The organism is Nocardia sp. NRRL WC-3656, assembly GCF_000720265.1.
In the GTDB taxonomy this organism is placed as follows: domain Bacteria; phylum Actinomycetota; class Actinomycetes; order Mycobacteriales; family Mycobacteriaceae; genus Nocardia; species Nocardia nova.
The window spans coordinates 102,106-125,843 of the sequence record NZ_JOJF01000008.1; the positions used below are offsets into that span (position 1 = coordinate 102,106).

Consider the following 23,738-nt stretch of genomic DNA (forward strand, 5'->3'; position numbering starts at 1 on the left):
AGCGCCTCGCTGTCCCAGATTGTTCGCATCCGTGTCCCCGAGAGTAAAGCACGATAGGACCGGCGCCCCTACTGTTGTCTCCATCACAGCGAGGTGGCCGCCCGATGTTGCCGGTCGGCCACAGGGCTCGAGCGTTTCGGCGCCTCAGCGCCCGCACCTTCCCCAGCTCCGGCGGGCGTCGCCCGCCGCGTTCGTAGGAGCACCCATGCAGTTGAACACCACCCCTGAGCTTCCCGCCGCGCAGGCCTCGGCCGTATCGACCGGCCGTACGCGGCGCTACCCCTGGCTGGTCTTCGCCCTCGCCTTCGGGCTGTTGCTCGCCGACTACATGTCCCGCCAGGTCCTCAGCGCGGTCTTTCCGCTCCTGAAAACCGAATGGGGCCTGACGGATTCACAACTCGGATCACTGAACAGCGTGGTGGCGCTCATGGTGGGCCTGTTGACGTTCCCGCTCTCGCTGCTGGCCGATCGCTGGGGCCGGGTGCGCAGCCTCGTGCTGATGGCGACGCTGTGGAGTATCGCCACCCTGCTGTGTGCGCTCGCGTCGAACTATCACCAGATGCTCGGCGCGCGATTCCTGGTCGGCGTCGGGGAGGCGGCCTACGGCAGTGTCGGGATCGCGGTGGTCCTCGGTGTGTTCGCGCCGCGGGTGCATGCCGCGCTGAGCGGTGCCTTCATGGCCGGGGGGTCGTTCGGTTCGGTGCTGGGCGTCGCGGCCGGCGGCGCGATCGCGGTACACCTGGGATGGCGGTGGTCGTTCGTCACCATGGCGGTGGTGGGCCTGCTGCTCGCGGCGCTGTTCGCCGCGCTGGTCGACGAGCGGAAACTCGCTCGGCACGCCGACGCGGAATCGGTCGAACCCGCGACGCACACCGAATTCCGAGCACCTGTCTCGTCGCTGTTCACCAACCCGGCGGTGCTGTGCGCCTACGTCGGTGGGGGCGTGCAGCTGTTCGCCGCCGCGGTGCTGCTGGCGTGGACGCCGAGCTTCTTCAATCGGGTCTACGGTTTGGCGGCGGATACCGCAGCCGCCGCCGCGGCGGGTGTCGTCCTGCTGGTCGGCGCCGGAATGGTGTGCTGCGGCATCGTCACCGACCGGATCGGCCGCCGCGACCTGTCGCGCAAATGGCTCGCCGCCATCGTGTTCTGCTCGATCTCGCTGATCTGCCTGACGCTCGGATTCAGCATCGAACACGGTGTGGCACAACTGATTCTGATCGGCGTCGGCGCATGGTTCTCGGGCGGTTCCTCCGGGCCCACCGCCGCGATGGTGGCCAACCTGACCCATTCGTCGGTCCGCGCCTCCGCGATGGGAACGCTGACGCTGTCCAACAGTCTGCTCGGAATGGCTTTGGGCCCCTTCGTCGTCGGCGTGCTCGCCGACCACTACGGCCTGAGCGCCGCACTACGACTCGCCCCGCTCGCCTATCTCGTCGCGATCGCCGCACTGGTGGCCGGTCGCTGCCTGTACCCGGCCGGGCTGCGCACACTCGCCGCTGTTCACAACCGATGATGAGGAAACCGATGAAATTCACGACACCCGCACTGATCACGGCGCTCGGGATCACCGTCGCCGCCGTCACCACCGGCACCGCTCATGCGGAACCCGACCGCACCGCGGTGCACTACGAGATCGGCCGTCAGGCGGATTCGGCCCTGGTGACGACTTCGGACGGCAAGCTGAAAGTGGTTGCGGACCAATTGATCCTCACCGACCGTGCGGATCGGCCGGTCGCCGCCGTACCGCTGACCTTCGCCGTCGACGACATCGCGTATCCGATCAGCGCCCGCATCGACGGCTCCACCGCGACACTCACCCCGGACCGCGGTAACGGGCGGCCCACCCAGGCGCGTCGCGATGTCGTCTCGGTCCGGCAGGCGGCGGAATCGTTCACGCCACGCGATTCGCAGGCGCTGGGCGCGTTCGGTCAGCGGGTCGCCATCGCGGCCGGAGTCAGCGCGGTACTGGGCGCGGTCATCGGCGGCGGAATCGGCTGCCTGGTCGGCGGTGCCGTCGGCGCGGCGATCTCCAGTCCGGTGATCGTGCTCCTGGCGCCGTTCGTCGGAGCCACCGTCGCCGGCTGTGTCCTGGGCGCCGCCACGCTCGGCGCCGTGGGATCGATGGCCGGTCTCATCCTGGCCGGTGGTCCCATCATGCTGTTCTCCGCCATCCAGTACTTCTCGACGGTGCTGGCGCCGTGCCCGCCCGAGCTGCCCTACTGCAAGGACCCCGCACAGCCCGCACCCGCCAAGTAGACGGCCGCCGGATTCTTCGACCACATCTCAGGAGGCATCGTGTTCGATTCGCCCGCACCGGTTTCCACACCGGTCGTCGACGGCATGCGGGCCGGCGGAAGCTGGAACCCGCTGTGGGATCAGCTCTACGAATGGGACCCGGAATGGACCGAACGGTTCATGGCCATGAACGCCACACCGATCGCGCGCCACATCTTTCCACCGGAATTCGTCGAACTGCTGAACATCGCCATCGACGCGTCCTGCACCCACATGTACGCCCCGGGCGTGCGCCGGCACATCCGCGCCGCACTGGACTTGGGTGTGCCACCCGAACAGATCCTGACGGTCCTCCAGATGGTCAGCGTCCTCGGCATCCACGCCTGCAACCTCGGCATACCCATCCTCGCGGAGGAACTCGGCAAACCCCGGCCGGACCGATGACACAGCAGTCCGATCGGTAGCGTCGATCGACCAGGTGGGGTCGCCGTGCGCCTGTGCCGCCGTGTCGACGCCGGGGGTCCGGGCTCGATCGCTACGCTGGCGCGGTCCCCGGGAAAAGGAGCGTTCATGGGTGCCGCTGTCGATCGGTTGGCCGAGATCGCGTTTCCGCTGTCGCCGTGTCCGGACGAGAGCCGGGCGTTTCACGAACAGTGGCCGGTGCGGCTCGGGGACACCGATGGGGACCAGCGGCTGCGGCTCGATGCGGTGGCGCGGTATCTGCAGGACATCGGCTACGACCACCTGCAAGTGGTCGAGGACGGCGATCTGCATCCGGGGTGGATCGTGCGCCGGACCGTGATCGACGTGCTGCGGCCCATCGAATTCGGGGACCGGGTGCATCTGCGGCGCTGGCCGTCCGCCCTGTCGAATCGGTGGTGCAACATGCGCATCCAGGTGCGCAGTGAGAACGGCGGCCTGCTCGAGACCGAGATGTTCCTCATTCACGTCGATATCGAGGCCGGGCGGCCGGCGCGGATGACCGAGCGCTTCATGGCGCCGATGCGCGCCACCACCGTCGAGCACCGCCTGCGGTGGCGGGCCGCCTTGCGGGAGGGGGCCGGTGACGACGCCGAAGTCCGTCCGTTTCCGCTGCGGGTCACCGATGTGGACCGCTACGGGCACGTGAACAACGCGGTCCATTGGGAGGCGGTCGAGGAGGCGCTCGCGCGGTTCCCCGACGCGCCGACGCCGCCCTATCGGGTGATACTCGAACACGCCGGGCCGGTGATGGGCGCCGACGAGGTGATGATCCGCGCGTGGCGGGACGCGGGCGCGCTGCATGTGCAGCTCGAAGTCGACGGCAGCGCCCGCACATTGGCGCGGATCGAACCGCTCGCGCGCTGACGAGCCGCGCCGGGCGTTTGCCGCCGCCCGGCGCGGCCCTCGGTCATCGCGGCGCGTTGGCCGGGTCGGCGAGGGTCGGGGTGCGTCCCTGCCGGTGTGCCTGCTGGGCGTCGTCGAAGAACTCGCGGCTGAACAGTGCCGAGAGGATCGCGATGCCGCCGCGGTGAACGCGGAACTCGCTCTTGGTGCTGGCTCCGGTCAGCCGGACGATTCGGCCGGCGGCATCCTGCGGCCGGGCGAAATCCTTCACCCGGCCACGCCCGGTCCACTCCAGGTCGCTGTGCTCGACGACCGCGTCGTCGGGAACCAGCAGCTTGACCATGGCGTGGTCCAGGTCGGCATGGACCACGATCGGGTCCTCGCCCTCGATCCACGGCGAGCGCAGGTCGATGACGACGCTCGCGTAGCGGGCCTTCACCTCGAAGGCGGTGGCGTGGGTCCAATCGCCGAGCCGCTTGGCGGTTTCGTGATCGGCGTGAATGCGGACGGTGTCGGTCGTGAGGGTCATTGTTCTGGTCCTTCCGGATCTCAGTGGTCGGGTTCGCCTGCCTCTCAATAGTGACACACAAACTAGTATCGAAGCAACTAGTCCTTCAAAAACTAGTCAGATGGCACCTAGTAGGATGGGTGACATGCCCACCTCCGACCGGTTCAAGCGATCCCCGCTCGCCATGGCGGTGCTCGGCATCCTGCACCTGGAGCCGATGCATCCGTACGCCATCCAGCGCCGCATCAAGGAGTGGGGGAAGGACAAGGTCGTCAATGTCGGGCAGCGCGCCCAGCTGTACAAGACGATCACGCGCCTGCAGGACGCCGGTCTGGTGGCGGTCCGCACCACCGGTCGCGACCAGCAGTATCCGGAACGCACGGTCTACGAGATCACCGACGCGGGCCGCGATGCCTGCACGGCCTGGCTCACGGACATGCTCGCCGTGCCCCGCAACGAATTTCCCGAATTCCCGGCCGCCCTGTCGTTTCTGATGCTCCTCGGTCCCGAGGCGGCCCGCGAAGAACTGGAGCGCAGGCTGAAAGCGTTGCGTGCCGAGCATGCCGAGCTCGACACCGGCCTCGCGCAGGCCACGCGGTTCGGCCTGCCGCGTGTCACCATGCTCGAGGACGAATATCAGCGTGCGGTCACCGATGCCGAAATACGGTGGCTGGAAGGCGTTGTCGCCGCCCTCGCCGACGGTTCGCTCACCTGGTCGTGGGAGTCGCTGGCACAGTTCCGCGACCAGGCCACCCCCGGCGACTAGATATGCCACCGTGGCCGGGTGCGGCTCGACGGCCCTATCGTCGGTTACGGTGCCGACGTCGAGACGAACCGGCACGAACCGCCGGCGACCAACAGGACACAGGGGATGGCAATGGCAAAGATCGTGTTGTTCGGAGCTACCGGATATACCGGCCGCCTGACCGCTCGAGCCCTGCTCGATCGCGGCGCCGAGCCGGTATTGGCCGCTCGTAACGCCACCGCGCTACAGCAGCTCGCGGCCGATCTCGGCGGCATCGAGACCGCGGTGGCCGACGTAGCCGATCCCGCATCGGTGCGCGCACTGCTCGATCGCGGGGACGTGCTGGTAACGACGGTGGGACCGTTCCTGCGGTACGGCGGCCCGGCGCTGGAGGCGGCACTCGAGGCGGGTGCGCACTACTTCGACTCGACCGGCGAAGGCCCGTTCATCCGCCGGGTCTTCGATCGCGACGCCGACGCGCGCCAGGCGGGTGTCGCCCTGCTGACGGCCTTCGGATTCGATTACGTCCCAGGCAATCTGGCCGCCGCCCTCGCGCTGCGCGACGCGCCGGACGCCGCCCGCGTCGAGATCGGCTACTTCATCGCCAGCCCCGGCACGAGCGGCGGCACCCGCGCATCCATGGTCGGCATGTTGTTCGAGCGTGGCTTCGCCCTTCGCGACGGTGACATCGTGCCGGAGCGAACGGGGGCCCGGACGCACACCTTCGATGTGGAGGGCCGCGGGCTCACCGGCGCCTCGATTCCGGGGTCGGAACACCTCGTTCTGCACCGCGCCCACCCGAACCTGCGCGAGGCCGACGTCTATCTCGGCATGCCCGGTGGCGCCGCCCGCGTGCTGCAGGCGACCTCCCTCGTCACGGACACCGTCGCCCGGGTGGCGCCCGTGAAGAAAATGGCCGAGAGTGCCTTGAATGCCGTGGTCAAGGGTTCGACCGGGGGACCCGATGCGGCCACCCGGGCCCGGACGCGCACCTGGGCGGTCGCCGAAACCCGCGACGCCACGGGCCGAATCCTGTCCTCCGCCACCCTGGCCGGCGTCGACCCCTACGACTTCACCGCCGCGATCCTCGCCTGGGGCGCGCACACCACGCTCGCCGGCGGTCTCGTCGGCACCGGCGCCCTCGGGCCGGTCGAAGCCTTCGGCCTGGAACCGCTCACCGCCGCGGCGGCGGATGCCGGACTGCGCGGGGCCACACCCGCGTAGACTGACTTCCGGACGTGCGAAGACCCGGCCGGGTATGGGTTAGTCCCGGTGACGCGAACTGTTGAACACCGCACCTTCCGCAGGTGTGACCTGTACGTCCCTTCCGATGATGTTGCATGCGAAGGGACTCGGTCATGTCGAAGTTCACTGTTGTTGTCGCCGGAGCCGGGCTGGGCGGGCTGGCCTTGGCGCACGGGTTGCGCCGCCGGGGCATCGATGTCGTTGTGTACGAACGTGATTCCGCGGTGGATACCCGGCGCCAGGGCTACCGGCTGCATCTGGACGCCGCGGCACGACGTGCGCTGCACCAGGTGCTGCCCGCGTCGCTGTGCGCACTGTTCGACGCCACCACGGGCACCCCGAAATCCCGATTCACGGTGCTGGACACCGAACTCGGTGAACGGTTCGTCCAGGATTCGGCGGAACCGGCCTACGCGGTCGACCGCCTGACGCTGCGCCGCATCCTGCTCACCGGTATCGACGACCGCGTCGTCTTCGGCAAGGCGGTCGTCGGATACCGCACCGCGGGCGATCGGATCGACGTTCGTCTTGCCGGCGGCGACAGTGTTCGCGCCGACATACTGGTCGGCGCCGATGGGATCAATTCCGTTGTGCGCCGGCAGTATCTGCCGCATGCCCGGATCGTCGACACCGGTGTGCGCCAGCTCTACGGTGCGATCGCTCTGAACGCGCGGACGCGGAACTTGTTCGACGACAGCATGTTCGGCATCTTCACCATGATCGCCGGCCGGGACGGGAATTTCGTCGGCGTCGCGCCCGTCGAATTCTCCGAGGACCCGGCGACCGCGGCGGCCCGCCTCGTTCCGGCCGCGAACCTGCCGTCCGTTCCGGACTACATGACCTGTTCGTTCGGCGCTCGCGTCGAGTGGTTCGGTGCCGTGGAACCGTCCCTGCGCGACCTCGACGGCGGCCGCTTGAAAGATCTCGTCTCCGCCGCGGTCCGGACCTGGCATCCACGCATTCGCGCGATCGTCGACGCCTGCGACCCGGCCGGTATGTTCGCCCTCCCGCTGCGAACCAGCGTGCCGATCCCGGCATGGCCGACCACGCCGATCACCCTCCTGGGTGATGCCGTGCACGCCATGAGTCCGGCGGCGGGATCCGGAGCCTGCGTCGCACTACGCGACGCGGCCGACCTGGCCGAGACTCTCGAATCCGTTGTGGGAGGCGAGGATCGGCGTTCCGCGCTGCACGAGTACGAACAACGTCTGATCGACCACGGATTCACCGCGGTCCGCACCGGGGCAGCCGACGGACACCGCTTTCTGGGGCAGAACCCGCTGCCCGCGTAGGAGGCGCCGATGAGGGCGGCCGCGACCCGGCGATCGGGCGCTTCCCACGCCGAGCGGTCCCCTCGCGAGCATGGCAGGCTGCGGGCATGGAGCCCTCGCGCTGTGTTGTCCTGGTCCCGACCCACGGATCGATCGCACCGGATTTCGCCCGCAATCTGGCCCGGCTGGAGCAGCGTGGTTACGAGGTCCGGACCGTCACGGGATTCGCGGCGATCGATCAGGGACGCAGTCAGATGGCCACCGACGCGTTGCGCGACGGATTCGAAGGGCTGATGTGGATCGATTCCGATATCGCGTTCGATGTGGATTCGGTGGACCGGTTGCGCGAACACGATCTGCCGATCGTGTGCGGGATCTATGCGAAGAAGGGTGTGCGCGGCCTGGCCTGCCATGTATTGCCCGGAACCCGGAGCATCCTGTTCGGTGAGGGCGGGGGATTGCTGGAGATCAAATACGCCGCCACCGGATTCCTGTTCACCCACCGCGACGTCTACGAAACCGTCGCCGAACACGAACAACTTCCGGTGTGCAATCTGCGGTTCGACCGCCCGACCGTCCCGTATTTCCTGCCCATGCTGGTACCCGACGGTGAGCACACCTGGTATTTGGGCGAGGACTACGCGTTCTGCGAGCGAGCGCGGCGCAGCGGCTACTCGATCATGGCCGACAGCTCCTTCCGGCTGGGGCATGTGGGGACCTACAGCTACAGCTGGGAGGAAGCGGGTGCGGATTCGCACCGCTACGCGAGTTACAACTACCGGCTGGGGTGAGTGGCAGACCGCGATCGAATGTCCGGAACGCGAATTCCGGTTATTTCGCAGCGATCGGCCGGTCCGGCACGAAATTCGCAATGTGCGTCCCACTGGGGTTGAATCGGGATATGCGGTCGGACTATCACGCGAATCTGCGGCAGCTCGCCGAGTTGTTGCATGCGATGTGTGAACAGGACCGGACGGCCATTTCGGCGGCCACCTACGCGGTGGTGAACGCCGATATCGAACAGGCCGAGGCCGCGCTGGACGTCGTCGGCCGGGTCGAGGAGATGGCGCAGCAGACCGAACAGGAAGCGCTGCGCCTGCTGGCCTTGCAGGCCCCGGTCGCCAGCGAGTTGCGGCGAGTGGTGACCGCTATCCAGCTCACCGGCCATCTCCAGCGCATGGGCGCGCTGGCCGGGCATATCGCCACCAGCGCGCGCCGGCGCCATCCCGAGCACGTCGTTCCCGAACCGGTGCGGCCGTTGGTCGAGCGCCTCGGCTCGACCGCCTGCGCCATCGCCACGAGCGCCGCGGCGGTGCTCGAAACCGGCGATCCCTACGACGCGGCCGGTCTCGACGCCCAGGACGACGCGCTGGACCATCTGCACGAGCAACTGCTGGCCGCGGTGCTGGACCACGACTGGGCGCACGGCATCACGGCCGCTGTCGACCTCACGCTGCTGGGACGGTATTACGAGCGCTTCGCCGACAATGCCGTGGAAGTGGGACGCCGCACCATCTTCCTCACCACCGGAGAAACCGCCGAGAACTGGGCGCCGGACGACAACGAGTGATCCGGCCGGCCCGCAGATATCATGGGGCGGAACCGAATTCGGCCAGCACCGTGCCGTGCCGGACGACACCGGAGAGGCCGGGGAGCTCCGCCGGCGCCGACCAGGTGCGAAATCCGTCGTAGCTGTCGCTGTAGAGATAGCGGCCCTCGGTGTAGGCGTCGAGATAGATGCGATGCCCGCCGTCGGGCAGCGGCACCACCGAAGGGCCTTCCCGCGGGCCGCCCCATCCGGCCCAATCACCTTTGGCCATAAAGGAATACGGGCCCAAGGGGTTGTCCGCGACCGCCAGTTCGACGAGTTTGCTGTCCTCGTTCTTCACGAACGCGTACACCCGCCCGTTCCACCGCACCAGCTGCGTGTCGATGTAGCCCAGCGAACCCGGACCGCTCGGGCCGACGCCGAGCAGCGGTATCGGCGGCGCCCAGGCGGAAAGTCCCGCGCCCGCCGGTATCAGCAGGTGCGGGGTGAAGCCGTGCCCCCAGGTCAGCGACACGATGATGCCGACTCGGCCCGCCGCATCGGCATACCACTCCGGGGCCCACGCCCCTTCCAGGCGGCCCGGCACCAGCATCGGGACCGAGGCCAACTCCGTCCACGCGATCCGGTCGCGGCTGCGCGCCAGGCCGATCGAGGTCGCATCAGGGGCTTCGGTGTAGGTGAGGTAGTACCAGCCGTCGGTATGCAGCAGCACGCTCGGATCGCGAGCCAACCCGGTACGCGGTGTGAACGCGCGTTCGGCGACCGGCGTGAACACCGTCGCGTCCGCCGACTCGTACACGGCGACGGTGGTGTCACTGTCGGTGCGAAACGCCGTCATGGTGTACCGCGTGGGCACCCGCTGGGGATCGGCGCCGATCCCCGGTAGCGCCGACTGCGCTCGTGCCCTCCCCGGCGCCAGCAGGGGAAGTCCGGCCAGCAGCGCGAGTGCGGCTCTGCGTCCCATCGCCATGACCAGCGATTGTGCGGTTCGCGCGCGACGATCCGCCGCAGGCGCGCCGGAGCGGACTCGCCTCCGGCGTGGCGTGGCCCCAGCGCGCCGCCGGCTGTAGTGGAATCGATGCGCAGCCCCGCGGTTCAGCCCGAACGTGAAGTGATCTTGCTCGACACCACCGGCACCGACCTCCCGGCCGACGCGGCGAAGGCCGTGGCCGGACCGAAGGTGGCCAGACCAAGAGGGAGAACTCACTCGTGCGAACAACTCTTGTGGCGCCCGTGCTGGCCCTGTTGATAGCGGGCGGCGCCGCGACGGCGAGTCCGGCATCCGCGCACTCCGATCCGATTCCGATGAACCCGCGCACCTCGTTCGCTGTGGCCGCACTGGTCCCCGGAACCCGCGCCGGCACAAAGAATTCCGACGAGATCCGGCCCGCCCTGTCGATCATCAAGCTGTATCTGGTCGACTACGTGCTGCGCCACGGCGACGGGTCCGCCTCGGATCGGCGAGCGGCGCAGCGCGCGATCCAGCTCTCCGACAGTGCCGCCGCCACTGAGCTGGATACCAAGTACCCCCGCGCCATCGACGCCACCGCCGCGGAATTCGGATCGGCCGATACCCGGCGCGGTTCGTTCTGGGGCGACTCCTACACCAGCGCCCGGGACATAGCCGAATTCCTCGTCGCCAAGCAACGCACCGATCCCGGTTCGCTCATGCTGCGGTGGATGGCCACCGCGAGCCCGATCGCCGCCGACGGTACGGCACAGAACTGGGGCACCGCGCATCTTCCCGCGATCATCGGCACGAAATGGGGATGGTCGGACGACGGCACCGAGGTCGCCTCCGCCTCCTTCGGTCCGGGCTTCGCGATCGCCGCCTTCACCCACGGCGATGCGAACGACGAGGACGCCGACCTCGCGGTATTCACCGCCCGGACGGGCACAGCCGAACATCCCATCGGGAGGTAGCGGTGTCGAAATCACGGCGCTGACCCGACGTCTGGATTTGACCGTGGTACCGGTCCCGCAGGACCCGGCCCCCGGCGGGGACGGCGACAGTGGTTTCGTCGACCGCGCCCTGCTCCGACGGCACCTTCCCGACCGACCCGCGTTCACACCGAGCGCTTCAGCTTCGTCTGACCCGAAAGGCCCGGTTATGCGACACACCTACACCACTCGCGCCGTCTGGATGATCACCGCCGTGCTCCTCGCCGCCTGCGTGTGGTTCGCTCTGGCCCTGGGCTGACCGAAATCCGGCATACTCGTGGAGATCCTCCGTTTGGTTCTGCCGCTGCGGGGGAAGGTATTTCGGAGAATCCCGCGTTCGAGCGGGCGGGGAGGGCGATTCGATGGACGCGGTAGGGGGCACGGTGCCCGTCGGTTCGATTCAGATCGGTGCCGTGGTTCGGGATGTCGTCGCGGAGATAGCTCCCGACGAGCTGCCGGTGGTGGATCGACTGCGGCAATTGGGCGACGACCGCGCGGCGCGTCTGCTCGAACGCCGCAGAAGTGGTGGTGATCTGCTCGGTTTCGGCATCGACGAGGTCGCTGTGCTGGCGAGCCCGGTGCTGTGGATCGTGCTCACCAAGGCGGCGGAGCAGTTCACGGAGGGGGCGATCAGCAGCGGCGGCCAGGCGGCACGGCGCTGGTTGCGCAAGCGGCTCGGCCGCTCGAAGGCCGTGACGGTACTGCCTCCGCTCGAGCCCGAGCAGATCGCGGAGGTGCGGGCGCGGGTGCTGGATTCCGCACTGCGCAGTGGCATGGACGCCGATCGGGCTCGGCTGCTGGCCGATTCGGTGGCCGGCCGTCTGGTCGTCGACGCGGTGCCCGAGCTCGCCGAGCCCTCGGCCGAACCCGACCGCGATTCGAGTACACCGAGCTGACCGTGCGTGCCGAGGAGGGGGAGGCCGCCGCGGGTCCGGACGCGGTACCTATAGACACCGGATTCTTCGCCGCAGGCACCGCGGTCCGGTTCGCGTTGCTGCTCGCCTTCGTCATGGTCGACAGCCTGACTCTGCTGTCGACCACCCTGGTGCAGTTACGCGAGGGCGACGAGTGGTACACCTGGTTCCAGTTGTGCCGTCTCGCAGTGGGATACGATCCGACCGAGCCGTATATACCCGCAGCGATGATGACGCGCGCGGCATTCGTCGCCTCGTGCGACGCGGCTCACGGGGTGCGTTCCCACAGCGATCCGGTGACGGTGATATCGGCCCTCGCGGTGGTGTTCGCGCTCGCCGCGGCGTTGTTTGTGCTGGGCCCGATGTGGCGGCGCCGACGCGGCCGGTTGCTGCCGGTGGATCCCGAGTCGTCCGACGAACTGGCGCTGCAGTTGCGAGATCTCGTGCAGCGGGCCGACTTACGCAGGACACCGGCGTTCGCCATCGATCCGAGGGCGGATTCCGTCGGTGCGGTCGTCTTCGGCCGGATGGGCCGCTACACCGTATGCCTGGACGCCGGCCTGGTCGCACGGGGCGGCGCCGAGCCCGCCGTGCTGCGCGACGTGGTACTGCACGAACTGGCGCACATCCGCAATCGCGACGTGGATATCACCTACGCCACGGTCGCGCTGTGGCGGGCATTCCTGATCTGCGCGCTGCTGCCCAACATTGTCGGGCAGGCCGTATCACTGTTCCAGCATCCCGATATCTGGCGTAGTCAATGGGAATTGGGGTTGCGTGGCCTGATCCGGGTCGTGGTCCTCATCGCGTTGACTTATCTGGTCCGGGCGGACATCTTGCGTACCCGCGAGGTCTATGCCGATATCGACGCCGCGCGCCTCGCCGGGGATACCGCGTTCGCATGGCGGGATCGACCCGGCGCGCGTCGTCCGAAACTCCTTGCCCGGCATCGCCTTCTGGGGCTGGTGCGCACGCACCCCGACTGGTCCGACCGCAGTCGATGGCGAAACGACCCGGGAATACTGTTCGGCGCGACCGCACTCCCGATGTTCCTCACCGGAGTCACCGCGCAGGTGGCGAATGTTCAGGCGACCATCTGGTCGAGTCCCGGCACTATGGCCGAGGTGGCGACCTGGACGACCGCCGTACTCGTCGTCGGCATCGCGGGTTACATCCTCTGGCGCGCGGTCGGTTACGCGGTTCTCATCGATCGGCCGGTGCCCTCGGGATGGATTGCGGGCGTCTGGCTCGGCGCGGGCCTGGCGGTCGGCGAACTGCTGTCCTTCCGCACTGCCGGTGTGAGACTCTTGCCCCCCGACCCCGAGATTCTGATCGTCCTGCTGGTCAGTGCTCCGGTGTTCACGAGCTGGGTCACCCAGTGCGCCGAAATCTGGATTCGGGGTAGTCGTGGCCGATCGCTGCGCCGGGTGCGGATACTGGGACTCGCCGCGGCCCTGATCGTGTTCGGCACTTGGTACGGCTACTGGATGAACGGGCTTTTCCTCTTGCAGAGGGGGGCGCTGCGGTCGCCCGATTTGTCCTTGCCGGGAACCCCGGGATGGTTCTGGGTCGTCGCCGACCTCGGCAACAGACCGTTGGTACTCGTGGGCGCATCCGTTCTGTGGTTGTTCCCGTTGCTCGCCGTGGTGCGGCGATGGAACACATCCCCGCCCGCGTGGGTGCGACGCGCCCGCACCGACGCATCGGACGCGGGAGCGGTGGTGCATCGGGCCGTGCCGGTGCGGCACGCTGCCACGGGTGCGGTCGTCGGCGGTGGACTGTGCTGGTTGACCGTTGTGGTGATCATGGCGCGACTGCATCCCGACCAGCCGCCCTTCGGGCAGCTACCCGACGAGTGGGTGTTCCGCTATCCGATGTGGCTGAGCGCGGGTCTCGGCTGTGTGCTCATGCTGACGGCGATCGGAGTGTCGGCGACCGCGGCGCGATTCCGGCTGCTCATGGGGCTCGCCGCCGCCGGCGGCGCCGGATTGCTCGGTCTGGCCGGCTTGTTCGTCCTCGCGGCGACCGACGGATGTATCGCACCCATGCGGGTCATGGCACACACCTGCCGCTGGCGACCGGGCCCGGCCTGGATGGTCGTCACGTTGCAGGTGCCGTTCGTCCTCGGTCTCGCGATCTATCTCGCGGCGGTGGCCGCGCTGCTGGGTGCGGCCGTCGCCGTGGCCGGCCGTCGGCTCGCCGGCCGAGCGCGGGCCACGGCACCGCGATTCGACGTGGAGCCCGAGCTGCCGCGATCGGCGGTTGTGCGTGGTGTCGTCGTGGTGCTCGCGGCCGCAGCGGTGATCGCTCTGGTCGCGAATACCGCGATTTCCTTCTACGACCGTGGACATGTCGGGGGTTCCGCCGTCGGAACACTCGGGCGGGAACCACAGCCCACCCCCGAGGCGCGGGCGCGCCGGATCGATGCGTGGCTTCGGGTCGGTGGTACGGCCGAAGCCAACAGGCTGCACGACGACAACGAACGGTTGCGAGCGGCTACTGCGGCCGCCGTGCGCGCTGCCGAGGGACAGCCGACGGTCGCCGTCGATCCGGAGATATTTGCGCCGTTGTGTGCCGCGATCGCCGCCGACGCCGACCGTGCGGCCGCGTTCGTTCCGATTCCGGACGACCTGGCCCAGGCCGATTGGGCGACATGGCTCGCCGTGGCGAAACGCGCCGGTGACGACTGCCGGCGCAGTTTCGACGACCAGAACGACGCCCTGTTCGACCGATCGATGACCGAGTACGTCGCGGCCGACGCCGCGTACGCGACGCTGCTGCGCCACTTCGACGAGATCCGCGACGCCGCGGCCGGGGGATGACCGCGGCATGCGAGACCGCTCACCCGATTGCCGGCAGGGTGAACGCGGCGGTGCGGACCACATCGCCGTGCTCGAAATCGAGGAACAGCCGGTAGGTTCCGGGGCCGGGGACGGCGGTGTGGAAGGTGACGTCCGGGCCCGGGGTGGTGACGCCGTCGCCGGGTTCGCCGTTCGGGTGGACGTGCACGTAGGCCAGGTCGCCCGCCCGCAGGATCACCAGATGGCCGTAGGCCGCCAGATACGGCTGTAGGTCGGTGACCGGTTCGCCGTTCTTCCGCACGGTCAGGGTGAGCAGGCGGCCCTCGCCGGGCACCAGATCCCCGTCGAGAGTCACCTCGTAGCCGTCGACTTTCGCGGTCCGTTCGGCCGCGGGCGTCGGCCGCGGTTCGTACGCCCCGGTGACCGCCAGATCCGCGCCCAGGGTGATGGTCTTGCCGAGTGCGCGCGGGGCGATGTCGGTGAAGACTCGATACGCGCCCGCCGCCGGCAGGTTCAGCCGCACCGTCCAGATGCCGTCGGCGGTGAGTTCGGGATGCACGTGCCAGAACCCGGTCAGCTCCCGCTGCACCACGATCAGATGCAGCTCCCGATCGTGGATCGAAGTGTAATCGGTGACCGGTGCGCCGTCCGGCCCCAGGATCCGGAACCGGAAGTCGACCTCACCCGGTGCGAGGATCGGCTCGGCGAGCGCCAAAGTGTAACCGTCCTGGGTGATCTGGAGTCCGCCCGGCAGCCCACCACCGTGCGCGGCGTGTTCGGCGTGCCCGCCGTGGCCTTCGTGCCCGGCATGCTGCTCGCGCGGGCCGTGAGTCCTGTAATTCGCCTGTGCCCCATGGTGTTCGAGGTGAGTGTGTGTGGTCATCGTCCCGGCCTTCCGATCTGTTCTCGTCCGACATCGGAGACATTAATACCCCCAGGGGGTATACGCAACCCATGACAAGTGAGACGAAGAAGACGACCGGATTCGAAACGCGATCGGCCGGCCCGGAATCGGGCCGGCCGATCGGTCGGAAAAGCTCTGAACGAAGTACCGAGCTCGTTCGGGGGAGTGCCCGTCAGCTCAGACCGGTCACTTCCTGGGCGATCGCGGCGAGCCGCGTCTGGGCGGCCGAGACGACGCCGTGGCGGTTCTTGTGGGCTTCCTCGTAGGCGACGATCGCGCGGATGTCGGCCGGCTCGGTGAGCTCCTTCACCGCGGCGACGGCTTGGGACACGTTCAGCTCGTCGTAGTCGCCGACCGGGAGCTCGCCGGGTTCGAGAACACCTGTGGTGGCGCGGATCGAATGCAGGGCATCGGCGGCCGCACCGGCGCCTTCGTGACGCGTGACCTGCTCGGCGGTTTCGAGCGCGGCATCGCGCGAGGCCGACAGCGTCTTGACGGCGACATCACCGGCGTGGGCTCCCCGGGCGAGCAGCTCACCGAGCGCCGGCGGGGTGGTGCGAACGGAGTCCAGCGCGCGATCGAGGCCGCGAGCCGACCACGTGACGGGCAGGTTGAACAGTTTCACCGCCGTCCCCGTCGCCGCCTGAAGAACGGTGCGGCGCAACGCGGCCGGTCCGCCGAGGGCGTCTTCGGCCAGGACGGTGGTCAGCCATTCCACGGTGGCCGAATGCGCGGTGATCAGGCGGTCGGCCAACGTCACGACCTCGCGCTGCCCCGCGGCGGTCGCCAGGGCCTTGATGTAGCGGGCGCGGTCGAGCAGTTGGTGCTCCAGCGCCAGGTCGCCGAGCAGCGCCTCGTCGAACGGCTGAGCCTGTTCGGCCATCGCCTTGATGGCAGCGACCGCGCGGCCGAGGAACGGGCCGACCACCTCGGGCACACTGCCCAGATCGCGGATGGCCGCCTCGATGGCCTCGGCGCGGGCACGGCCCTTGTCGGCGTTCTCGGAAAGCTCCCGGCGGACCGCCTCGGTCCGGGCCTGAGCGATCCGGGTCTCGGCCACCTGGATCTCGGTGTTGGTCAAGGTCAGCACAGCTCGCAGCTGGGCCAGCAGGGTGGAGGTATCGGGAGTGCTCATGCGAATCTCGTCCTTCGGCGTATAGACGGCATCAGGTCGGGGCGCAACGTTGCACCATATCTGCGACTACCCGCCATAACCGAGGATTAACATGTTCGGCGACAACGCGATCGCGGCAGGGGGCAGCGGTGGATCGGCCGAGCGGTCCTGATTCGGTCAACCGAGATAGGTCGATTCGAGCACGAGATCCTTGAGCACCTTCTGGTATTCGGCATGGGTCTCATGCTCTCGGGTTGTCCACCGGGTGCCCTCGTGGCGGCGCATGAACGCTCGATACTCCGGGGCGCCCGGGTATTTCACGTTGTCCGCCACCACGACCGAGCCGGGACGCAGCCAGGCCTGATCCATGATCCGGCGAAGATCGGGAAGATATTCGTCCTTCTCGTGGTCGAGGAAGGCGAAATCCAGTGTGCCGGGGGAGAACTGGTGCTCGTTACCCAGCGCGCTGAGCGTCTTCCCGTCGTCGCCCAGGGTGCCGACGATGACGACGATCCGCTCGCCGACGCCCGCGTGATCCCAGATCTGCCGGGCGACAGCGGCATTCGCCGCGTTGAACTCGATCGAGTACAGCACGGCATCGGCCGGCATGACCCGCGCGATGCGCAATGCGCTGTACCCGCAATAGGTTCCGAGCTCCAGCAGGCGCCGCGGCCGCGCGGCGGCGACGGCCCGGTCGAGGATCCGGCCCTTCTCGTCACCGATGTTGATCAGGTAACTCTTGGTGTAGCAGAACTCGTCGATCGCCCGGATGACGTCGTCGATGTCGCCTTTTCGCGCATGCGCGCACACATAGTCGGCCAGCGCCTGTTCCCGGCCGTCACCGACCTGCCAGGTGGCGCCCATATGCCGGAGGCCGAACAGAAACCGCACATACGACCATCGCAGGAACATCACCGGTTTGCCCACGCTCTCGTTGGCGGCGATCGCCAGGGCGACCGCCGCGACGGCGGCCAGGGCCAACCGCGGGAGACGGCGACCGAACACAGCCGGCCGGCGCGCGGCCAGCAGAATCGACGAAGCAACCGACACCGCGGCGGCCACGATCGCAGTGGAATGCCTGCTCATCTGTTCTTCCCTTCGCCGTGCCGATGCAATTCGGCCTCCAGGATCGGCCCGATGACCGCGAGGGCCTCGGGGTTGGTCATCTGGGCATGGGTGACGTCGACGCGGTGTTGCGTGATCTGCCCGGACACGAAGGGCCGCCACATCTCGCCGGTCAGCTCGCCGGTGATGCCTTCGGTTGCCGAGAAATACAGCAGATCGCCGTCGTACCGTGCCGGCCGGTAGCTCGTGGACATGGCGACACTGTCGACATATCCCTGGTGGAGGCGTTCGAGCTGCTCACGGCTCAACCCACGGCCGGGACCGGGACTGTCGGCGAGCACGTCCACAGCTTCGTCCAGGGTGAGTGGCCGCGTGTCCGGGGTGGCCGACTCGTTGCCCTGCAGGTGGGTGACCAGATCACGGACGGTGGGCGATTCCGGCTGGGGCGCACCGTCGTCGAAGGCCACGCTGTCGAACATCACGAGCAGTCCCACGGCGTGCCCCCGGGCGCGCAGCCGGACGGCGAGCGCGTGCGCGAGTTGCCCGCCCAGCGACCAGCCGAGCAGGTGGTAGGGGCCCTCCGGCTGGACGCGCGTGAGTTCGCGCAGATACACCTCGGCGAGCTCGTCGACGGTGTGGTACCTGCGCGACTGCCCGGAGACGGCCGGAGACTGCAGACCGTAGACGGGCCGGTCGGTGACGTACCGCAGCAGGCCCGAGTAGCACCACGAGAGCGGAACGGCGGAATGCAGGCAGATCAGCGGCGTCCCGGAACCGCTGCCACGCAACGGAAGAACCGGCTCCAGCGCCGAACCGCCGACCGCCGCATCGCTGTTCCCGCCGGCCGCCGTGGCCTCGATGGCGGCAGCCAAGGTGTGCACCGTCGGGGTGAACAGCGAGGAAATCGTCACCGTCGTGCCGGTCCGCTCCGACAGTTGCCGGCACAGCTCGACGCCCAGCAACGAGTTGCCGCCGAGTTCGAAGAAGTTGTCGTCCAGGCCGACCCGAGATTGCCCGGTGACCTCGGCGATGGTCTCCGCGACCGTGCGCTCGATCGGCGATGTCGGCGCGCGGAATGCCGGACGCGGCAACGTCTGCGGATCCGGCAACGCGGATCGATCGGTCTTGCCGCTACTCGGATTGATCGGTATCTCGGGCAGCGGCACCAGCATCGCCGGAATCATGCCGGGTGGCAGCACGGTTCGTAGCCGCGCCAGGACGGCGGTGCGGTCGAAGTGTTCCTTCGCGGCCGCCGTGGGGACGACATAGCCGATCAGCCGATCGCCGAGCGCCTCGGACGTCCACACCCGCACCACGGCCTGATCCACCGTCTCGTCCGCGGCCAGCGCGCGCTCCACCTCGGACGGCTCGATGCGCTGCCCCCGCAGCGAGATTTGAACATCGCCACGGCCGAGGTACTCGAGCGTGCCGTCGGGTTGTTCGCGGACCATGTCACCCGTGCGATACATCCGAGTTCCGGGCTCTCCGTAAGGATTTGCCACGAAGCTCTGCGCGGTGATTCCGGGCCGCCCCAGATACCCGCGCGCCAATGCGTCACCGGCGAGATACAGTTCGCCGCGGGCGCCGCGTGGCGCCGGGCGCAGTCGGGCGTCCAGTACCGGAGTCTGCACGCCGGGCAGTCCGCGGCCGATCGTGATGAGCGCGTTCGGATCGAGCGGTTCGGTTTGGGTCACCACGACGGTGGCCTCGGTGGGGCCGTAGGAGTTGAACATCGGGAGCCGGCCCGCCCAGCGTTCGGCCAGTGCGGGCGGGCATTTGTCACCGCCCACGGTGACCGTCCGCAGTGCCGGCAATCGGTCCGGGTCGAGCGTCGCCAGAATGGCCGGTGTGACCACCAGGTGGGTGACGCCCTCGTCCTCCATCACCTGCGAAAGTCGCTGTCCCGCAATGATATCCGGCGCGAGTGCCACCAGCTTGGCTCCGGGCGTGAACGCGGAGAGATATTCGAGCATCGACGCATCGCAGAACGGTGAATGTGCCTGCAACACCACCGAATCGCTGCCGATGCGGTTACGGGTGCGCAGATCGTCGGCCAATGTCGCCAGACCTTCGTGGGTGCTCAGCACCCCCTTGGGTTCACCGGTCGATCCGGAGGTGTAGATCAGATAGGCCGGGTGAGCGGCCCGCAGCGGTCGTATCCGATCCGCGTCGGTCACCGCGGCGGTCGACCGGGCCGCGGCGGCACGGGTGAACTCGTCGCTGTCGAGCAACAGCCAATCGACCGCTGTGCTCTCCAGAGGCGTGCGCCACTCGGTGCGGGTGATGCCCAGCGCCGCACCGGAATCGGCGATCAGCTTCGACACGCGCGCCGGCGGATCGGCGGGATTGACCGGGAAGAACACCGCGCCGGCCCGGGCGACCGCCCACAGCGCCATGACCGATTCCACCGACCGGGACAACGCCACCGCGACAACGACTTCCGGCCCGGCGCCGTGCGCGATCAGCTCGCGCGCCCACTGCGCGGTCGTCTCGTCGAGTTCGCGATAGGTCACCGATCGGTCCGGCCCACTCAGTGCGATCCGTTCACCGGCATCGATTCCGCCGGAGAGCAACTCCGGCAGCAACCGTTGGTGCTGCCGCTGCTGCGGTGCGGCGATCGTGTGGGTACCGGCGACGGCCGCGAACACCTTCTCCGTATCGTCGGCCCACAGCAATCGGGACAGGCACTCCATGAACTGCTGCCGATACCCCTCCACCTCGTCTGCCCGATACAGCTCCGGGTTGGCGTGGAAGTCGACGACGAACGGCTCGTCGCCGAAGCGGTAGCAGCTGATCGCCATATCCTCCACCGGCCCGGCCGAAAGCAGTTGCGTCCGACCGCGAACGGCGCCGAAGTCGATGCTGTCGGGCAGGCTGAGAACGTTGATCAGCGGGCCGTAGCCGTGGCGACCGGCCCGGCCCACGCCGTGGTCACGGAGCAGGTCTTCGTGCCGGTACAACTGGTGGCGCAGCGCGCCGATCATGTTCAGGCGCACCTGGCGGACGAGGTCGCCCACCGTGCTCTCGGCCACGCCCCGCACTCGCAACGGCACCACGTTGGAAACCATCCCGGCCGACTGCCGCAGCGCTCCCGTGGTGCGACCGGCGACGGGCAGCGACACCGTGACATCGGTATCACCGGTCATCTGCGCGAGAAAGGCGGTCACCGCCGCGACCAGCACCTCGGCCATCCCCGTGCCGTACCGCCGCGCTGCGGCGCCGAGCCGTGCCATGACCTCCGCATCGACAATCGCGTGCGCGATATGAGGGCGTGCCGAGGGCGCCGCGTACCGCTCGCTGAGGCGCGTCACGTGATCGAGGCCGGCCAGCTCCTTGCCCCAGTACTCGCGGTCGGCGGCGAACCGGGACGAGGACCGATACCGCTGCTCGGCCGCCACGATCTCGGTCAGTGACACCGCCCGGCACGGTGCCGGGGGCCGTCCTTCGGTTGCGGCGGAATGCAATTCGGCCGTTCGCTGCAACACCCGAGCGGCGCCGAAACCGTCGACGGCGATGTGGTGGCTGCGCGCATAACAGCGATATCGGCCGGGGCCGAGAGTGAACAGCACCGTCTTCGTGACGTCGTCGCCGGTCAGGTCGATGCCCCGATGATGATCCCGGCTCATCCACTCGTCGGCGGCGCGTTCGGGATCGGGGTGATCACTCAGGTCTATGCAGTCGAATCCGGCGTCCAGCTCGTGGTCGAGGTATTGGCGCGGTCGGCCCCCGACGACGGCGAATCGCACATGCGGCGACTGCAATTCGCGCGCGGCGCGGCGGGCGCACTGCTGGAGCAGGCCCAGATCGAGTTCGCCCTGCACATCGGTGTATTGGGAGATGGAGAACGGAACCGAGGGATGTAATTGCTGGGCCAGCCACAGTTCCGACTGCGCTACCGACAATTCGAAGAAGTCCGCGTCCGGAGCCACGCCGTCGTGACGACGCGTTGTACTCGACAGGTCTACCACCGCAATTCCTTAAATCTCGACGGCGAGGATATCGACGAAAGTGTTTGTGCGAGAAGGCGACATCACGAACCGACCCGCGTCCGGAGAAAGCCCTCGACTTCCGCCGTCATCCGGTCGACCGAATCGGCGACGAAGAGGAGGGGCTGGCAAATGCTGTCGTCGATATCGCTGGTGAGTATGTCCTCGACCCGGAACTCTCGCAGATCCGCATGCACGAAGGACTCCATCTCCGTGACCGAGGACAGAATCGCGGCTCCGTACGCGCGCGGATGACCCTTTTCGGCGACCACGCCGACCTCCAGGGTGAACCAGAACAAGCGCGCGATCGCGGCCCGCTCCTCGTCGGAGGTGGCGCGGTTGGCGGCGCGGCCGAAGCAGCGATACAGTTCCGCGAATTCCGGATCGGCGAGTATCACCGCATGTCCGACCAATTCGTGGATGACATCGGGATCGGGCGAGAACGATTGTTCGGTCACCGGCCGCACGTCCGGGGTCGCGTGCAGGATGCCGTCGGCCATGGGGCCGTAGAACAGGCTGCCCGGCTGGCTTCCGATGGCCGGTGCGAGCTCGAAACCGGTCAGGGACCGAAGCGTGCGGGAAACCTCGCTCATCTGCGGTACCCGTTCGGCGGGCAGTTGAACGATGCGAGCGGCGGCACGATAGTCCGCGCATCCCAGTTCCTCGTGCATGGCCCGAAGCGTCGCGAAAACCCGTGACCACAGCGCGTCTTCGTCGCTGCTGTAGACGAATTCGGGCAACGGCTGCCCGGGGCGGCATGCGCGGGCGACGCGCTCACGCTCGGAACGAACGTCGAGACCAACCGTCATCGCAATCAATCCTCTCCTCGAGTTGCCTAAAGTGCGCAGGTCATCACCACTCGGAATCGATCGGCGCTGACAATAGGTGCGTTCTGTGTGCGCGAGTACCCCCGGCTATTTCCTGCAAACAAATCGGCGAAGGCGGCGAGCATAAAGTAGAACGCGGCTTCCCACAATACATCTCGGGGAATATTCGGTGAAGATTCTTCGCCGTCTGCGGACCTGCGCGAAAAGTGAAACGTGTTGTCCGGCAAGCGGAAGATTCCTGCCCGATCTGTCGCTTTTCTCCCGAAATCTTCATGGCGCCTTCACCAATGTTCAGGCGTCGATCACGGCGGCGAACATCGGCCACGAATCGTGCAGGGCGTCTTGCCAATATCCCCATGCATGAGTTCCCGTCGGCCGGAAATCGATTCGCGCCGGCACGCCGGCGGCGCCCAACGCCGCAGCGAGCCGAGCCGTGCACCCGTTGACCACCGATTCGAAGCCGCCGCCGATGACGACGTGATCGGCGAGCGCGACCGGGTTGCCCGCGACGTCGCGATCGCTCATCGACTCGTGCGGGCCGGGCATCCCTGTCCCTGCCGATATATACAGCGCCGTCCCGCGCAGGCTGTCCGCGTGCAGCGTCGGATCGTTGGCGGCCCACTCCGGATCCGAGGGCGGACCCCACATGTCGACCGGGTTCGCCCCGTAGCGGGCCACCATCATCGACACGTACGCCTGCGCCACCGGATCGCTGGTCTGCGCACAACCGCTGTAGGAGCCCACGGCTCGATACACGCCCGGCGCACGCACGGCCAGACTCAGCACCGACAACGCCGACATCGACAATCCGGCGATCGCATTGCGCCCGCTCGTGCCGAACGTCGCGTCGATGACCGGAGGCAATTCCCTGGTCAGGAAGGTTGCCCACTTATTGCGACCCAGCGCCGGGTCGTCGCGCTCCCAGTCCGTGTAATAGCTCGCCCGGCCCCCCAGCACCAGCACGACATTCACGTTCTTGTCGGCGAAGAACGTCGCCACCTCGGTGCGGTCTAGCCATCCCGACCCGGTTTCCCCGCCCTCGACGCCGTCGAGGAGATACAGCGTCGGCCGGGGCGCCGAGGTATCCGCCGGGCGCAGCACCCGTACGGGGACGGACCGGTCCATCGCCGGTGAGTACACGTTCAATGCGGCCTGCGCGGCGACCGGCGACCGATCCACCGGATCACCGCCGGCTGACGCGGCCCCCACGGTCGTCGCCGAGAGGAGCAGGACGAAGACCCCGGCGAGCCACCGTAAACCTCCCGCGGGCAGGTTCGGCATCGGCCCCTCCGCTCTTCTCGGGCGAA

Annotated in this window: 20 protein-coding genes; 12 read left to right on the forward strand and 8 right to left on the reverse strand. The window is 68.2% G+C overall.

The features are described from left to right. The first annotated feature begins 205 nt into the window (after nucleotides 1-205). The 4 genes from IG65_RS0112955 to IG65_RS0112970 all read left to right on the forward strand — a co-directional run bounded on the left by IG65_RS0112955 (nucleotide 206) and on the right by IG65_RS0112970 (nucleotide 3,582). Nucleotides 206-1,513: an MFS transporter gene (locus IG65_RS0112955; RefSeq protein WP_030515152.1), complete on the forward strand. Its 1,308-nt coding sequence runs from the start codon at nucleotides 206-208 to the stop codon at nucleotides 1,511-1,513. A gap of 11 nt (nucleotides 1,514-1,524) precedes the next feature. Continuing rightward, entirely contained in the window at nucleotides 1,525-2,256 is a 732-nt protein-coding gene (locus IG65_RS35835) for a hypothetical protein (protein ID WP_030515153.1), read from the forward strand. An 84-nt stretch (nucleotides 2,257-2,340) separates the two neighbouring features. After that, a complete protein-coding gene (locus IG65_RS0112965) occupies nucleotides 2,341-2,679 on the forward strand; it encodes a carboxymuconolactone decarboxylase family protein (protein WP_051755918.1) in 339 nt (112 codons plus the stop codon). A 126-nt stretch (nucleotides 2,680-2,805) separates the two neighbouring features. Then, complete coding sequence (locus IG65_RS0112970; protein ID WP_030515155.1) at nucleotides 2,806-3,582, forward strand: acyl-[acyl-carrier-protein] thioesterase; 777 nt, start codon at nucleotides 2,806-2,808, stop codon at nucleotides 3,580-3,582. A gap of 43 nt (nucleotides 3,583-3,625) precedes the next feature. Here the strand turns inward: IG65_RS0112970 and IG65_RS0112975 are convergent, their stop codons facing one another. After that, the gene (locus tag IG65_RS0112975; protein WP_030515156.1) at nucleotides 3,626-4,090 is read right to left on the reverse strand and encodes a hypothetical protein; all 465 of its coding nucleotides are present in this window, start codon (nucleotides 4,088-4,090) and stop codon (nucleotides 3,626-3,628) included. 124 nt (nucleotides 4,091-4,214) lie between these two features. On the opposite strand from IG65_RS0112975, the gene IG65_RS0112980 reads away from it, so the two are divergent. The 5 genes from IG65_RS0112980 to IG65_RS0113000 all read left to right on the forward strand — a co-directional run bounded on the left by IG65_RS0112980 (nucleotide 4,215) and on the right by IG65_RS0113000 (nucleotide 8,900). Further along, complete coding sequence (locus IG65_RS0112980; RefSeq protein ID WP_030515157.1) at nucleotides 4,215-4,835, forward strand: PadR family transcriptional regulator; 621 nt, start codon at nucleotides 4,215-4,217, stop codon at nucleotides 4,833-4,835. A 111-nt stretch (nucleotides 4,836-4,946) separates the two neighbouring features. After that, nucleotides 4,947-6,038, forward strand: coding sequence for a trans-acting enoyl reductase family protein (locus IG65_RS0112985; RefSeq protein ID WP_030515158.1), 1,092 nt, complete (start codon nucleotides 4,947-4,949; stop codon nucleotides 6,036-6,038). A 134-nt stretch (nucleotides 6,039-6,172) separates the two neighbouring features. After that, nucleotides 6,173-7,351 carry an NAD(P)/FAD-dependent oxidoreductase gene (locus tag IG65_RS0112990; protein ID WP_030515159.1) on the forward strand — a complete coding sequence of 393 codons (1,179 nt, stop codon included), beginning with the start codon at nucleotides 6,173-6,175 and terminating at the stop codon, nucleotides 7,349-7,351. Between the two features lie 86 nt (nucleotides 7,352-7,437). Continuing rightward, nucleotides 7,438-8,121, forward strand: coding sequence for a hypothetical protein (locus tag IG65_RS0112995; protein ID WP_030515160.1), 684 nt, complete (start codon nucleotides 7,438-7,440; stop codon nucleotides 8,119-8,121). 110 nt (nucleotides 8,122-8,231) lie between these two features. Next, nucleotides 8,232-8,900, forward strand: a complete 669-nt coding sequence (locus tag IG65_RS0113000; RefSeq protein ID WP_030515161.1) for a PhoU domain-containing protein — start codon at nucleotides 8,232-8,234, stop codon at nucleotides 8,898-8,900. Between the two features lie 19 nt (nucleotides 8,901-8,919). On the opposite strand, the gene IG65_RS0113005 is transcribed toward IG65_RS0113000, so the two are convergent. Next, nucleotides 8,920-9,849, reverse strand: a complete 930-nt coding sequence (locus IG65_RS0113005; protein WP_030515162.1) for a family 43 glycosylhydrolase — start codon at nucleotides 9,847-9,849, stop codon at nucleotides 8,920-8,922. A 239-nt stretch (nucleotides 9,850-10,088) separates the two neighbouring features. Between IG65_RS0113005 and IG65_RS0113010 the strand changes: the two genes are divergently transcribed. From IG65_RS0113010 to IG65_RS34655, 3 genes are all read left to right on the forward strand, one after another. Then, nucleotides 10,089-10,802 carry a hypothetical protein gene (locus tag IG65_RS0113010; protein WP_051755875.1) on the forward strand — a complete coding sequence of 238 codons (714 nt, stop codon included), beginning with the start codon at nucleotides 10,089-10,091 and terminating at the stop codon, nucleotides 10,800-10,802. A 380-nt stretch (nucleotides 10,803-11,182) separates the two neighbouring features. Continuing rightward, nucleotides 11,183-11,716 carry a hypothetical protein gene (locus IG65_RS0113020; RefSeq protein WP_063833597.1) on the forward strand — a complete coding sequence of 178 codons (534 nt, stop codon included), beginning with the start codon at nucleotides 11,183-11,185 and terminating at the stop codon, nucleotides 11,714-11,716. 2 nt (nucleotides 11,717-11,718) lie between these two features. After that, nucleotides 11,719-14,556 (forward strand): M56 family metallopeptidase, encoded by a 2,838-nt coding sequence (locus IG65_RS34655; protein WP_036524287.1) that lies wholly within the window; start codon nucleotides 11,719-11,721, stop codon nucleotides 14,554-14,556. Between the two features lie 19 nt (nucleotides 14,557-14,575). On the opposite strand, the gene IG65_RS0113030 is transcribed toward IG65_RS34655, so the two are convergent. From IG65_RS0113030 to IG65_RS0113055, 6 genes are all read right to left on the reverse strand, one after another. Next, nucleotides 14,576-15,418 carry a hypothetical protein gene (locus tag IG65_RS0113030; RefSeq protein WP_030515165.1) on the reverse strand — a complete coding sequence of 281 codons (843 nt, stop codon included), beginning with the start codon at nucleotides 15,416-15,418 and terminating at the stop codon, nucleotides 14,576-14,578. Between the two features lie 193 nt (nucleotides 15,419-15,611). Next, a complete protein-coding gene (locus IG65_RS0113035; protein ID WP_030515166.1) occupies nucleotides 15,612-16,574 on the reverse strand; it encodes a hypothetical protein in 963 nt (320 codons plus the stop codon). Nucleotides 16,575-16,730: 156 nt separating this feature from the next. Further along, on the reverse strand, nucleotides 16,731-17,465 hold the full coding sequence (locus IG65_RS0113040) for an O-methyltransferase (RefSeq protein WP_030515167.1): 735 nt from the start codon (nucleotides 17,463-17,465) through the stop codon (nucleotides 16,731-16,733). Nucleotides 17,466-17,635: 170 nt separating this feature from the next. Next, nucleotides 17,636-21,586: a non-ribosomal peptide synthetase gene (locus IG65_RS0113045; RefSeq protein ID WP_030515168.1), complete on the reverse strand. Its 3,951-nt coding sequence runs from the start codon at nucleotides 21,584-21,586 to the stop codon at nucleotides 17,636-17,638. A gap of 62 nt (nucleotides 21,587-21,648) precedes the next feature. Further along, nucleotides 21,649-22,413 (reverse strand): amino acid hydroxylase, encoded by a 765-nt coding sequence (locus tag IG65_RS0113050; protein ID WP_030515169.1) that lies wholly within the window; start codon nucleotides 22,411-22,413, stop codon nucleotides 21,649-21,651. Between the two features lie 309 nt (nucleotides 22,414-22,722). After that, nucleotides 22,723-23,712 (reverse strand): alpha/beta hydrolase family protein, encoded by a 990-nt coding sequence (locus IG65_RS0113055; protein ID WP_051755878.1) that lies wholly within the window; start codon nucleotides 23,710-23,712, stop codon nucleotides 22,723-22,725. Nucleotides 23,713-23,738 lie beyond the last annotated feature (26 nt).

Bases quoted from the DNA above. Each gene is read 5' to 3' on its own strand.
- IG65_RS0112955 (WP_030515152.1), top strand. From the start codon at position 206: ATGCAGTTGAACACCACCCCTGAGCTTCCCGCCGCGCAGGCCTCGGCC.
- IG65_RS35835 (WP_030515153.1), top strand. From the start codon at position 1,525: ATGAAATTCACGACACCCGCACTGATCACGGCGCTCGGGATCACCGTC.
- IG65_RS0112965 (WP_051755918.1), top strand. From the start codon at position 2,341: ATGCGGGCCGGCGGAAGCTGGAACCCGCTGTGGGATCAGCTCTACGAA.
- IG65_RS0112970 (WP_030515155.1), top strand. From the start codon at position 2,806: ATGGGTGCCGCTGTCGATCGGTTGGCCGAGATCGCGTTTCCGCTGTCG.
- IG65_RS0112975 (WP_030515156.1), bottom strand. From the start codon at position 4,090: ATGACCCTCACGACCGACACCGTCCGCATTCACGCCGATCACGAAACC.
- IG65_RS0112980 (WP_030515157.1), top strand. From the start codon at position 4,215: ATGCCCACCTCCGACCGGTTCAAGCGATCCCCGCTCGCCATGGCGGTG.
- IG65_RS0112985 (WP_030515158.1), top strand. From the start codon at position 4,947: ATGGCAAAGATCGTGTTGTTCGGAGCTACCGGATATACCGGCCGCCTG.
- IG65_RS0112990 (WP_030515159.1), top strand. From the start codon at position 6,173: ATGTCGAAGTTCACTGTTGTTGTCGCCGGAGCCGGGCTGGGCGGGCTG.
- IG65_RS0112995 (WP_030515160.1), top strand. From the start codon at position 7,438: ATGGAGCCCTCGCGCTGTGTTGTCCTGGTCCCGACCCACGGATCGATC.
- IG65_RS0113000 (WP_030515161.1), top strand. From the start codon at position 8,232: ATGCGGTCGGACTATCACGCGAATCTGCGGCAGCTCGCCGAGTTGTTG.
- IG65_RS0113005 (WP_030515162.1), bottom strand. From the start codon at position 9,849: ATGGCGATGGGACGCAGAGCCGCACTCGCGCTGCTGGCCGGACTTCCC.
- IG65_RS0113020 (WP_063833597.1), top strand. From the start codon at position 11,183: ATGGACGCGGTAGGGGGCACGGTGCCCGTCGGTTCGATTCAGATCGGT.
- IG65_RS0113030 (WP_030515165.1), bottom strand. From the start codon at position 15,418: ATGACCACACACACTCACCTCGAACACCATGGGGCACAGGCGAATTAC.
- IG65_RS0113035 (WP_030515166.1), bottom strand. From the start codon at position 16,574: ATGAGCACTCCCGATACCTCCACCCTGCTGGCCCAGCTGCGAGCTGTG.
- IG65_RS0113040 (WP_030515167.1), bottom strand. From the start codon at position 17,465: ATGTTCCTGCGATGGTCGTATGTGCGGTTTCTGTTCGGCCTCCGGCAT.
- IG65_RS0113050 (WP_030515169.1), bottom strand. From the start codon at position 22,413: ATGACGGTTGGTCTCGACGTTCGTTCCGAGCGTGAGCGCGTCGCCCGC.
- IG65_RS0113055 (WP_051755878.1), bottom strand. From the start codon at position 23,712: ATGCCGAACCTGCCCGCGGGAGGTTTACGGTGGCTCGCCGGGGTCTTC.